This is a genomic window from Streptococcus oralis, assembly GCF_026782345.1.
GTDB classification, from domain to species: Bacteria; Bacillota; Bacilli; order Lactobacillales; family Streptococcaceae; genus Streptococcus; species Streptococcus oralis_CK.
Genome location: NZ_JAKUWI010000003.1, coordinates 1 through 12,835, shown reverse-complemented (window position 1 = coordinate 12,835; position 12,835 = coordinate 1). Strand labels below are relative to the sequence as shown.

Genomic DNA, 12,835 nt, shown 5'->3' with positions numbered 1-12,835 from the left:
AATGATGTAGGGGTCTCTTAGATAGGCTTGTTAGCTAAGAGACAGAGGGTTCTCTAACATGAGTTCAGAATAGCTAGCTATAGATACAGATCTTTTTGCCATTGATATCAGCCAGCGTGATGGGAATCTCATAGAGTTGACTGAGCAGGTCGGCTTGCATGATTTGAGCAGTCGTTCCCTTGCAAAAGACTTGACCGTCTTTAAAGGCAACAATTTCATCCGCATACTGGCTAGCCATATTGATATCGTGGAGGACGATGATAATGGTTTTGCCAAGTTCCTCCACCAGTCGTCGAAGAATCTGCATCATGCTGACGCTTTGCTTGATATCGAGATTGTTAAGTGGTTCGTCCAGCAAGATAAAGTCTGTATCCTGGGCTAGTACCATGGCGATAAAGACACGTTGGAGCTGTCCGCCAGACAGACTATCGATGTATCGGTCTTTTAGGTTGGTCAGTTCTAGATAGTCTAGAGTTTCTCGGATTTTTTCCCAGTCTTTCGCCCTCAGTCTACCTCGACTGTAGGGAAAACGTCCAAAGCTGACCAATTCTTCTACAGTCAATTTAGCTTGGTAATTGATCTTCTGCTTTAGGATGGTGAGCTCTTTGGCTAGTTCTTGCGAATTCCAACTCTCAATTTCACGCCCTTTGATACTGAGGATTCCCTGATCTTTCTTGGTCAGTCTGCTCATGATGGAAAGAAGAGTCGATTTCCCGGCGCCGTTTGGACCAATAAAGGCTGTCAGTTTATGAGGACTGACTTCAAGGGAAATGTCTTGCAAAATATCCTGTTTTTGAATGGATTTGTCAATGTTTTCCAGTTTCACCGACGCGCCCTCCTGTAAAGTAAGATAAAGAATAAGAGACCACCCACACTCTCGATGATCATGCTGATACGAATTTCCAGTGCAAAGACTCGTTCGATGAGGGCTTGCCCCAAGGTCAAACTAATAAATCCAATCAGAATGGCTACGATAAAGAGCAACTTGTGCCTATAATCTTTGACAATCAGGTAGGTAAGATTGGCCAGCATAAAGCCGAAGAAGGCCATAGGCCCTACCAAGGCAGTGGCTGTTGAGGTCAAGAGCACGATGCCCCAGAGGAGTTCTCTCTGTTCTTTTTCAACATCTAGTCCCAGTATCTGAGCCGTTTCTCTTTGCAGGTGCAAGACATCCAGAACGACTGCTTTTCGAAAGAAAAAGATTGTCAAAGCGAGGATGATCAGAGAACCGATGGCTAGGATGGAAGTGTTGAGATGCTGAAAGGAGGCAAAGAGACTGTTCTGCAGTTTATCGTATTCATTTGGATCCATCAGAACTTGTAGGAAGGTACTGATATTTCGAAAGAGACTTCCCAGGGCTAGGCAGATTAGCAGAATGAAAACCAAATTTTGCTTCATCAGCGTCTTCAAGTAGCCTTGTAAGGCGAGAAAAAAGAGGGATTGAAGCAGAAGCAAGACTAGAAATTCTAAGACAGGAGACTTCCCAAGCTGTAGAAATTTGCTTTCAAATATCAGTAGCAGGGTTTGTAGCAAGACATAGAAGGCTTCGATTCCCAAAATACTTGGCGTCAGAAAGCGATTTTCCGTCAGGGTTTGAAAACTAATGGTCGAAATCCCTGTCGCGATGGCTACCAAGAGATAAACGATGATTTTTTGGGAACGCAGCTTCCAGGCAAAGGCAGACAGGTTAGTGATGGGCCAAAAGTAGAGGAGACAAGCTCCGATGGCCAGAATAATGAGAAGGCAGGAGAGCTTGGTATGTTTGCTTTTAAACTGCATCTTTTTGTCCCCCTCTCCATAGAAGTAGGATAAAGACGAGACTACCGATGATTCCTAGAATGAGACTGACAGACAGCTCATAGGGCCGAATCAAGACTCGAGAGAGGATGTCACAGGCCAGAACTAGATTGGCACCGACCAGAGCAACCATGAGTTTGGTTTGGCTCAGATTATCTCCATAGCGCTTGCGGACAAGATTGGGAACGATGACCCCGAGAAATGGCAAGGCACCCACGGTAATCATGGTAACACTTGTCGTTAGCGCCACTAGAAAGAGGGCCAGCTTTTCAAGTAGGGAGTAAGAAATCCCCAAACTCTCACTGGTTTCCTTGCCCAGATTCATGATGGTAAAGGTTTGGGATAATTTCCAAACGGCTATCAGGATGATGAGGCCTAAGAAAAGCCACTCATACTGATGGGTCTGAATCATGGAGAAGGAGCCCTGGGTCCAGGCCGTCATACTCTGAACCAGATTGAAACGATAGGCGATAACTTCTGTGATAGAACCGATAATCCCACTATAGATAATCCCGATCAAGGGCAACATCCACCTTTCCTTTATAGAAAAAATAGTCATAAAGGCCAGGAAGAAGAGGGTAAATAAAATAGATGAGCCAAAAGCAAAGAGCATCTTTTGGGTCAGACTCGCAGACGGAAAGACGAAGAGGCTCAACACCATTCCCAGTTTGGCTGCTTCTGTCGTTCCGACTGTACTCGGAGCAGCAAACTGATTTTGGGCAATGGTCTGCATGAGGAGTCCTGCCATGCTCATACTGGAGGCTGCAAGGAGAATACTGATGGTTCTTGGAAGACGCGACTCTTGAAAGAGAAGCCAAGTCTGTTGGTCAAAAGCAAAGAATTTTTCCCAAGAAAAATCACTGGTTCCAATGGTAATGGAGAGAAAGACTAGGAGTAGAAGTAAGCCTTTTAAAATATGAGAGAGTTTCATGCCCCGTCCTTTCATGTAGATTTGGTATAAAAATACCCTTGGAGATAATGTAACACGATTTTTTTAATCTGTCAATAAATTTTCTGACAATTTAATGTAAAAAGGAAGAAAAATTCCTGAAATTACATCTGCCCCTCTCTTTTATTGGAAAACTGAGTAAAAACCAATCCACCTTCCCACTATCCTTCTCCTATAAAAAGTGGTAAAATGGAGGACAGAAAGAAGGAACTGATATGACAACATTATTTTCAAAAATCAAAGAAGTAACAGAGCTTGCTGCGATCTCAGGTCATGAAGCACCTGTCCGGACTTATCTTCGTGAAAAGTTGACACCGCACGTGGATGAAGTGGTGACAGATGGCTTGGGTGGTATTTTTGGTATTAAACATTCAGAAGCTGCGGATGCACCGCGTGTTTTGGTCGCTTCTCACATGGACGAAGTTGGTTTTATGGTCAGCGATATTAAGCCAGACGGAACTTTCCGTGTGGTTGAAATCGGTGGCTGGAATCCTATGGTGGTCAGCAGCCAACGCTTTAAACTCTTTACTCGTGACGGTCGTGAAATTCCAGTGATCTCAGGTTCTGTCCCTCCACATTTGACACGTGGAAAGGGTGGACCAACCATGCCAGCCATTGCCGATATCGTTTTTGATGGTGGGTTTGCGGACAAGGCTGAGGCAGAAAGTTTTGGCATCCGTCCTGGTGACACCATTGTCCCAGATAGTTCTGCTATCTTGACAGCCAATGAAAAAAATATCATCTCAAAAGCTTGGGATAACCGCTATGGTGTCCTCATGGTAAGCGAGTTAGCAGAAGCCTTGTCAGGTAAAAAACTCGGAAATGAACTCTATCTTGGTGCCAATGTCCAAGAAGAAGTTGGTCTCCGTGGCGCTCATACCTCTACAACTAAGTTTGATCCAGAAGTTTTCCTAGCAGTTGACTGTTCACCTGCTGGTGATGTTTACGGTGGCCAAGGCAAGATTGGGGACGGAACCTTGATTCGCTTCTACGATCCAGGCCACTTGCTTCTCCCAGGTATGAAGGATTTCCTTTTGACAACAGCTGAAGAAGCTGGTATCAAGTACCAATACTATTGTGGAAAAGGTGGAACAGACGCTGGAGCAGCTCATCTGAAAAATGGTGGTGTCCCATCTACAACTATCGGTGTCTGCGCTCGTTATATCCATTCTCACCAAACTCTCTACGCGATGGATGACTTCTTAGAAGCCCAAGCTTTCTTGCAAGCCTTGGTGAAAAAATTGGATCGTTCAACGGTTGATTTGATTAAAAATTATTAAGCATAAGGGAGGCGGTCAGGATGGCAGAACCAAACCTAGAAAGCCTTATAAAAGATCTCTATAACCATGCTCGTCAGGGTTTGAGTGAAGATTTAGTTGCTGCTCTCCTAGAGACTGCTAAAAAACTACCAACTACAAATGAGCAATTACTAGCAGTCCGACTCTCAGGACTGGTCACCCGTGAATTGCTCACCAATCCCAAACACCCAGCACCTGAGTTGATCAACTTGGCGCGCTTTATCAAAAGAGAAGAAGCCAAGTATAGGGGCGCTGCAGTTTCTGCTATCATGTTTGGAGAACTCTTTAAAATGCTCTGATTCCATTGTGGATCAAAGCATTTTTTATATGCTCCAAAAGAAATTCTTGATTAGAAGAAGAAAAAAGCCATCCCATTCAGGATAGCTTCTTGGTACTTATACTCAATGAAAATCAAAGAGCAAACTAGGAAACTAACCGCAGGCTGTACTTGAGTACGGCAAGGCGACGTTGACGTGGTTTGAAGAGATTTTCGAAGAGTATTAGATTTGTTCAGCAATGACCTTTTCAGCTAAATTCATAGCATGGTCAGACACACGAGTGTAGTGGGAAATGATGTCGATAAAGTTGACCCCAGCTTGTGTAGAACACTCACCCTTGTTAAGGCGTTTGATGTGGGTCTTTCTGAGAACGCGTTCCATATTGTTGATTTCTTTATGGCGTTCAACCAGACTTTGAGCTTTTTCAATATCATTGTTTTCCACACTATCAAGGGCATCCTTGATAAATGCAGTTGTTGCTTGATAAATTTCAGCTAATTCCTCTAAAGCAGCATCAGAGAACTGAACATTCTTACGTTGAAGGTAGTCGGTTAGGTTGAGCAAGCCTTCTGCGTGGTCCCCAATCCGTTCCAAATCACGAGATGAATCCAGAATGTTGGTCAACACTTCGCTTTCCTTTTGACTCAAGGATTCGCTTGAGAGTCTGATGAGGTAACGAGTGAGTTTTTCATCGATGGTATTGATGGCTTCCTCTGTCTTGTGCCCTTTTTCAGCTACCTTTTCATCCAAACCGATGATATAGGTATAAGAAAGGTCAAAAGCTTTGGCTGCATAGTTCCCCAAGTGCAAGAGTTCTTTTTTGGCATTTCCTAGGGCAATAGAAGGAGATTGCTGGATAAGTTGTTCGTCGAGATAAAGAGGCTCGTACTTGACAACCTCGTCTTCGCCAGGGATAATCTTGGTTACAAAGTAGGCCAAGGCTCCGATGAATGGGAATTGTACAATGGTATTGCTTACGTTAAAGGCACCGTGAGAGAAGGCGATGGTCATCTCAGGTGAGAGATGAAGTAAAGCTTGGAAATACTCAATCATAGCAGTGAAGGGGCCTAACAAGATTAAGCAAAGGATGGTTCCTAAAACGTTAAAGGTAACGTGAGTTGCCGCAACACGTTTCGCGGAGATGTTAGCTCCAGCTGCGGCAATGATAACGGTTAAGGTTGTCCCGATATTATCTCCGAAGAGAACTGGTAGCGAACCTTTAAGGTCAAGGAAACCACCTGCATAGAGACCTTGTAGAATCCCGATAGTTGCAGAAGAGGCCTGAATGAGGACAGTAATCACTGCGCCAGCAAAAACTCCCAACACAGGATTTTGCCCCAAGGTTACCATATATTCCTTGAATTGTGGTAAATCTTTAAGCGGGCTCATACCGGCACTGATGAGGTTGAGGGCGTAGAAGATTCCCCCGACACCAAACAGGATGCGCCCGATATTGTTTGCTGTTCTGTTTTTTGTAAAGAAGAGGAACATGGTTCCAAGGAAAATCAAGGGTAAAGCATACTCACCAAGCTTGAAACCGATGATAAAGGAAGTAACGGTGGTTCCGATGTTGGCTCCCATGATAATTCCGATAGCCTGTCTAAGAGTTAGAAGACTAGCGCTGACCAGCCCAACCGTGATAACTGTAACCCCTGTACTTGACTGAATGAGGGCAGTCACGACGATTCCGACTAGAACACCTAAAAAGGGATTGCTGGTATACTTGTCAATGTAAAAACGAAGGCGATCTCCAGCAGCTTGTTGCAAACCGTCTCCCATGGTCTTAATACTGTATAAAAACAGTCCTAGACCTCCTAAAAAGTGAAATAAAATTTCCTGCCAATTAATGGACATTTCTTTTTCCTCCGAAAAATAATAACGGAATTTCTCCTATTCTATTTTAAAGGATAAAAGTAAATCTCACAAGTGTTTAGTAGAAATTTTCATAAGAAACAAGAACTTTCTTTTAAAATGAGAGATAGATTCCCTTTAAGATAGATGATTTATAGGATTGTGTCCAAATTTTACTGATTATTATCCTAGTTATAGTTTTTATGTTAAATAGATTGACATCGCTTTCATATAGGATAAAATGAAGATGATCCTGTTCTGGTGGTGTGCACTGAGAACAGTTACTTTTTATCAAAAAGTAAAGCGCTTACTTTATATTTTATTAGGAGGATAAGATGAAAAATCTATTTTTTGAAAAACGTTGCCGTTACAGTATTCGTAAGCTGTCAATCGGGGCTTGTTCCTTGATGATTGGTTCAGCTCTGTTTGCAAGCCCAGCTCTTGCCGAACAGGTCGCTGTCCCTGAAATAGCTACTAATACGAGCGCTCAAGCGACAAGTGCCAGTGAAACAGCTAAACCAGACACAACAGCTCTCGAAAAACAATTATCGGAAACAGAGAATAAAGTAGCTGAGCAACCAATTTCAGAAAACACTCCAGCAATAACGGATCTGGTTAATGAAAAAGAAGAAGCAAAGCCAACTCCGACAGATAAAGCTGAAAAACCTGCTCAACCAACTGAAAAAGAAGAAGTCAAACCAGAGGAAGCTCCTCAAGTGGCTGAGAAGAAAGCCGACAAACCAACTCTAGCAGACGTTCCTAAAAATGAAGAAAAGAGTCTCCGACCAAAAGAAATCAAATTTGATACATGGGAAGATTTGTTGAAATGGGAACCGGGTGCGCGTGAGGATGATCCCATTAACCGTTCCTCAGTTGAACTCGCCAAGCGCCATAGAGGTCAGTTGGTCAATGAAAAAGCAAGCAGAAGAGCCAAGGTTCAGGCGCTGGCAAATACCAACTCGAAAGCTAAAGACCACGCTTCTGTTGGTGGAGAAGAATTCAAGGCCTATGCTTTTGACTACTGGCAATACTTGGATTCAATGGTCTTCTGGGAAGGCCTAGTCCCTACTCCAGATGTCATTGATGCTGGTCACCGCAACGGAGTTCCCGTTTATGGAACACTCTTTTTCAACTGGTCAAATAGCATTGCCGACCAAGAGAAATTTGCAGCTGCCTTGAAACAAGATGCAGATGGCACCTTCCCAATTGCACGCAAACTCGTTGATCTTGCTAAGTACTATGGCTTTGATGGCTATTTCATTAATCAGGAAACAACGGGGGAATTGGTAGCACCTCTTGGTGAAAAAATGCGCCAATTCATGCTCTATACAAAAGAATATGCAGCCAAAGTCAACCACCCAATCAAGTATGCTTGGTACGATGCCATGACCTACAAATACGGTCGTTACCACGAAGATGGTCTAGGTGATTACAACTACCAGTTCATGCAAAAAGAAGGAGACAAAGTTCCTGCGGACCAATTTTTTGCCAATTTCAACTGGAACAAGGAAAAGAATGACCACTCCGTAGAGATGGCCAAATGGCTAGAGCGTAGTCAATATGATGTCTTTGCAGGCTTGGAATTGCAACAAGGTGGTTCTTATAAGACCAAAGTCAAATGGGATGCCCTCTTAGATGAAAAAGGCAAGTTGCGTTTGTCACTTGGACTTTTTGCACCAGATACGATTACCAGTCTAGGAAAAACAGGCGAAGACTACCACAAGAACGAAGACATCTTCTTTACAGGTTACCAAGGAGATCCAACGGCTCAAAAACCAGCAGATAAAGAGTGGTATGGAATTGCCAATTTAGTTGCTGACCGTACACCAGCAGTAGGTCGAACCTTCACGACCTCCTTTAATACAGGTCATGGTAGAAAATGGTTTGTAGACGGCAAAGTTTCTAAGGATTCTGAGTGGAACTACCGTTCTGTTTCTGGTGTCTTGCCAACATGGCGCTGGTGGCAGACTTCAACAGGGGAAAAACTTCGTGCAGAATATGACTTTACAGATGCCTATAATGGAGGAAACTCCCTTAAATTCTCAGGCGATGTAGCTGGTAAGACGGACCAGGATGTGAATTTGTATTCTACCAAACTAGAAGTAACAGAGAAAACCAAACTTCGTGTTGCCCACAAGGGAGGAAAAGGCTCTAAAGTTTATATGGCTTTCTCTACAACACCAGACTACAAATTTGAGGATGCAGCTGCATGGAAAGAACTGACTCTCTCTGATGACTGGAAGAATGAAGAATTTGACCTCAGCTCACTAGCAGGTAAAACCATCTATGCAGTCAAACTCTTCTTCGAGCATGAAGGAGCTGTAAAAGATTATCAGTTCAACCTAGGTCAATTAACCATTTCAGACAATCACCAAGCGCCACAAGCCCCGACAGGTCTCTCTGTAGTGAAGCAATCTCTTAAGAATGCCCAAGAAGCTGAAGCAGTGATCCAGTTTGCGGGTAATCAAGATGCGGATTTTTATGAAGTCTATGAAAAAGATGGAGATAACTGGCGTTTGTTGACAGGATCATCTGCGTCCACTATCTACTTGCCAAAAGTTAGCCGTTCTGCTAATGCGACTGGTACGATTCAGGAATTGAAAGTCGTTGCAGTTGGTAAAAATGGCCTTCGTTCCGAAGCGGCGACGGCATCCTTTAACTGGGGGATGACAGTTCAGGATACAACTCTCCCAAGACCTTTGGCTGAAAATATTGTTCCAGGTGCAAAGGTTATCGGTAGCACTTTCCCAAATACTGAAGGCGGGGAAGGCATCGAAGGCATGTTGAACGGTACGATTACAAGTCTGTCAGATAAGTGGTCTTCAGCTCAGCTGAGCGGTAGTGTGGATATTCGCTTGACCAAGCCACGTACCGTTGTTAGATGGGTCATGGATCATGCGGGAGCTGGTGGTGAGTCTGTTAACGACGGTTTGATGAACACCAAAGATTTTGACCTTTACTACAAGGATACAGACGGTGAGTGGAAACTAGCTAAGGAAGTCCGTGGCAACAAAGCACACGTGACAGATATCACTCTTGACAAACCAATTACTGCCCAAGACTGGCGCCTAAAAGTTATCACTTCAGATAATGGGACACCTTGGAAGGCCATTCGTATATACAACTGGAAGATGTACGAAACACTAGATACAGAAAGTCAAAATATTCCAATGGCTAAGGTAGCGGCCCGTTCACTTGGAAACCATCAAGTTCAACTAGGCTTCTCTGATGTTCCAGCGGGTGCAACTATCGCCGTTTACGACAAGGCAGATTCACAAACACCGATTGCAACTTTGAAGTCTGAAAATGGTGGCGACCTAGCAACAGCACCATTGGCCTTTGACAAGCAACCAAATCTACTCTATTATCGTACCCAACTACCTGGTAAAGAAATCAGTAACACATTGGCAGTAGCGATTCCGCAGGATGAAAGAAAAATTGCTGCAGTTAGCCTTGAAAAAGGGCCTAAGAAGACAGTTTACAAAGAGGGAGAAAAACTTGACCTCAGAGGCGGAACCCTCCGTGTTCAGTACGAAGGGGGACAAGCTGATGAGCTGATTAACCTTACTCACTCAGGTGTGACAGTATCTGGCTACGACGCTCATCAAAAAGGGGAACAAAAGCTCACAGTTAGCTATCTTGGACTTCCAGTTACTGGTGACTTAAAGGTACAAGTGACAGGTCAAGATGAAGGAAAACCGAAAGAAGTAGCAGGTTTGTACATTACTCAGAAACCGAAAACAGACTATCTAGTAGGAGAGCAACTGGATCTTGCAGAAGGTCGCTTCGGTGTTCTCTATGATGATGAGACAGAAGAAAGCCATGCCTTCACAGATCAAGGTGTTGAAATTACGGGCTACGATGCTCAAAAGACTGGTCGTCAGACCTTGACCTTGCATTACAAGGGGCACACCGCTGAGTTTGATGTCTTGGTTTCTCCAAAAGCAGCTGTCAACGATGAGTACCTCAAACAAGAAATTACTGCTGCCCAAGGCCGTCAGTCAACCCTTGCCTACACCTTCTCAAGCGAGGACAAACAAGCAGCACTAGTAGAGAAGTTCAATACAGCGAAAGCTGTAGCAGAAAACCATAATGCTAGCCAAGAAGAAGTCAACCGGGCTTTGAATGAGTTGAAACAAGCAGGGACAGACTTGGATGGAAATCAACGTTATCAGACTGCTAGAGAAGAATTGGAAGGCTTGCTCGAATCCGTCCGTGAAAAAGATTCTCAAGCTGAGTTGATTGAACAAGCAGAAACTTTATTAGCTTCAGAGATGCCAACTCCACAAGCTTTTGCGGACATGAAAGAAAAGCTGAACAAGAAACTAGCTCCTACAGAAGAAAGACACCATGTTGGTAGCATGGAACCAAATGAAGTGGCTCCAACGGTTGAAGCTCTCCCTGAACTAGTTGTTGAAACTGAAACAACAGCCTTTGAACGTCAGGAGCGACCAAACTCCGAACTTCTCAAAGGACAACGCCGTGTTGTGCAAGTTGGAGTTGAAGGTCAAGTTCGTCGCTTTGTAGAAGTCGATGGTCGGGGTAAACGCACCCTTCGTTCGACTGAGGTAGTCAAGGAATCAATCTCAGAAATCACCGAAGTTGGTACAAAAGTTCTATCGAGCAACCAACCAGCTGAAGGTGTGAAAGATTTAGTGCTAGAAACTCCGAAACTGGAAATTGAAGAGGGGACAGTTTCCTTCAAACGTCAAGAACGACCAAATGCAGCCCTTCTCAAAGGCCAACGTCAGCTAGTACAAGTAGGAGTTGAAGGCCAAGTTCGTCGCTTTGTAGAAGTTGATGCTCAGGGCAAACGCACCCTTCATTCGACTGAGGTTCTCAAGGAAGCTCTTCCAGAAATTGTTGAAGTAGGAACGAAAGAAGAGCAAGTCTCACAAACGAGGGATCAAGCTCTTTCAGCAGCACCAGCAAAAGTTGAAGAAGTAAGTAAAGAGCTTCCAAATACAGGAGCGACAAGAGATGCTAGTCTAGTAGCGCTGGGACTCCTCGGAGTAATGAGTGGCTACGGCTTGCTTGCTGGAAAGAAGAGAGAAGACTAATCGGATTTACGAATCTTGGATTTTCTCATAAAAACTAAAAAACAAGGTTTGACTATAGATTGGTCAGGCCTTGTTTTAACTAGTTTTTCTTTCATTAATTAGTTATTTGGCAAGGTTTTTGTAGATTTTATTTTAAAAAATGCTAGTTTCAATTATAAGAAAGAACAAGAAAAGTTTAGGGTTTTTCTATCTCTTTTGCTGATTTTGTGATATAATTAACACGTATAAAAAAAGAAGGAGTCATATCTAATGGCAAAATTGACTGTTAAAGACGTTGACTTGAAAGGGAAAAAAGTTCTCGTTCGTGTTGACTTCAACGTACCTGTTAAAGATGGCGTGATTACTAATGACAACCGTATCACTGCAGCTCTTCCAACTATCAAGTACATCCTTGAACAAGGTGGACGTGCAATCCTCTTCTCTCACCTTGGACGTGTAAAAGAAGAAGCAGACAAAGAAGGTAAATCACTTGCTCCTGTAGCTGCTGACCTGGCTGCTAAATTGGGACAAGAAGTTAAATTTATCCCAGGTGTTACACGTGGTGCTGAATTGGAAGCAGCAATCAACGCTCTTGAAGATGGACAAGTTCTCTTGGTTGAAAACACTCGTTTCGAAGATGTTGACGGCAAGAAAGAATCTAAAAATGATCCTGAACTTGGTAAATACTGGGCATCTCTTGGAGATGGCATCTTCGTAAACGATGCATTCGGTACAGCTCACCGTGCACACGCATCTAACGTTGGTATCTCAGCAAACGTTGAAAAAGCAGTTGCTGGTTTCCTTCTTGAAAACGAAATTGCCTACATCCAAGAAGCAGTTGAAGCTCCAGAACGCCCATTCGTAGCCATCCTTGGTGGTTCAAAAGTTTCAGACAAGATCGGTGTTATCGAAAACTTGCTTGAAAAAGCTGATAAAGTTCTTATCGGTGGTGGGATGACTTACACATTCTACAAAGCTCAAGGTATCGAAATTGGTAACTCACTTGTAGAAGAAGACAAATTGGATGTTGCGAAAGCTCTTCTTGAAAAAGCAAACGGCAAATTGATCTTGCCAGTTGACTCAAAAGAAGCAAACGCATTTGCTGACTACACTGAAGTGAAAGACACTGAAGGTGAAGCAGTTGATCCTGGATTCCTTGGTTTGGATATCGGTCCAAAATCTATCGCTAAATTCGATCAAGAATTGACTGGTGCGAAGACAGTTGTATGGAACGGACCAATGGGTGTATTTGAAAACCCAGACTTCCAAGCTGGTACAATCGGTGTCATGGACGCTATCGTGAAACAACCAGGTGTGAAATCAATCATCGGTGGTGGTGACTCAGCTGCCGCAGCTATCAACCTTGGTCGTGCAGACAAGTTCTCATGGATCTCTACTGGTGGTGGAGCATCAATGGAACTCCTCGAGGGTAAAGTTCTTCCAGGACTTGCAGCCTTGACTGAAAAATAAATAGTTTAACTAAAAGAAGATGGTTTAACCATCTTCTTTTTAATTTCATTTATAAATATGTTAGATTTATCGATAAATGAAGGGGGGAGAGTAAATGTTTGCATCCTGCCTTGTAAAATGCTAGTATAAGAAGTAACGACTAAATTTAGATAA

At 43.4% G+C, this 12,835-nt stretch carries 8 protein-coding genes; 4 read left to right on the top strand and 4 right to left on the bottom strand.

What is annotated here, in order from left to right; translation table 11 throughout:
- Window positions 1-73: 73 nt before the first annotated feature.
- The 3 genes from MK405_RS07345 to MK405_RS07335 are packed head-to-tail and all read right to left on the bottom strand — an operon-like array spanning window position 74 to window position 2,728.
- Entirely contained in the window at window positions 74-826 is a 753-nt protein-coding gene (locus MK405_RS07345) for an iron ABC transporter ATP-binding protein (RefSeq protein WP_268704680.1), read from the bottom strand.
- Window positions 823-1,779, bottom strand: coding sequence for an iron chelate uptake ABC transporter family permease subunit (locus MK405_RS07340; RefSeq protein WP_268704679.1), 957 nt, complete (start codon window positions 1,777-1,779; stop codon window positions 823-825). Before MK405_RS07340 ends, MK405_RS07345 begins: the two co-directional genes overlap by 4 nt.
- Window positions 1,769-2,728 (bottom strand): ABC transporter permease, encoded by a 960-nt coding sequence (locus MK405_RS07335; protein WP_268704678.1) that lies wholly within the window; start codon window positions 2,726-2,728, stop codon window positions 1,769-1,771. Before MK405_RS07335 ends, MK405_RS07340 begins: the two co-directional genes overlap by 11 nt.
- 233 nt (window positions 2,729-2,961) lie before the next feature.
- On the opposite strand from MK405_RS07335, the gene pepA reads away from it, so the two are divergent.
- Window positions 2,962-4,026: a glutamyl aminopeptidase gene (gene pepA / locus MK405_RS07330; RefSeq protein ID WP_268704677.1), complete on the top strand. Its 1,065-nt coding sequence runs from the start codon at window positions 2,962-2,964 to the stop codon at window positions 4,024-4,026.
- A gap of 20 nt (window positions 4,027-4,046) precedes the next feature.
- Window positions 4,047-4,343, top strand: a complete 297-nt coding sequence (locus MK405_RS07325; RefSeq protein ID WP_268704676.1) for a bacteriocin immunity family protein — start codon at window positions 4,047-4,049, stop codon at window positions 4,341-4,343.
- Between the two features lie 201 nt (window positions 4,344-4,544).
- On the opposite strand, the gene MK405_RS07320 is transcribed toward MK405_RS07325, so the two are convergent.
- Complete coding sequence (locus tag MK405_RS07320; protein ID WP_268704675.1) at window positions 4,545-6,176, bottom strand: Na/Pi cotransporter family protein; 1,632 nt, start codon at window positions 6,174-6,176, stop codon at window positions 4,545-4,547.
- Between the two features lie 332 nt (window positions 6,177-6,508).
- On the opposite strand from MK405_RS07320, the gene MK405_RS07315 reads away from it, so the two are divergent.
- Both MK405_RS07315 and MK405_RS07310 read left to right on the top strand, forming a co-directional pair.
- Window positions 6,509-11,233 (top strand): endo-beta-N-acetylglucosaminidase, encoded by a 4,725-nt coding sequence (locus MK405_RS07315; protein ID WP_268704674.1) that lies wholly within the window; start codon window positions 6,509-6,511, stop codon window positions 11,231-11,233.
- A gap of 249 nt (window positions 11,234-11,482) precedes the next feature.
- Window positions 11,483-12,682 carry a phosphoglycerate kinase gene (locus MK405_RS07310; protein ID WP_001096767.1) on the top strand — a complete coding sequence of 400 codons (1,200 nt, stop codon included), beginning with the start codon at window positions 11,483-11,485 and terminating at the stop codon, window positions 12,680-12,682.
- Window positions 12,683-12,835 lie beyond the last annotated feature (153 nt).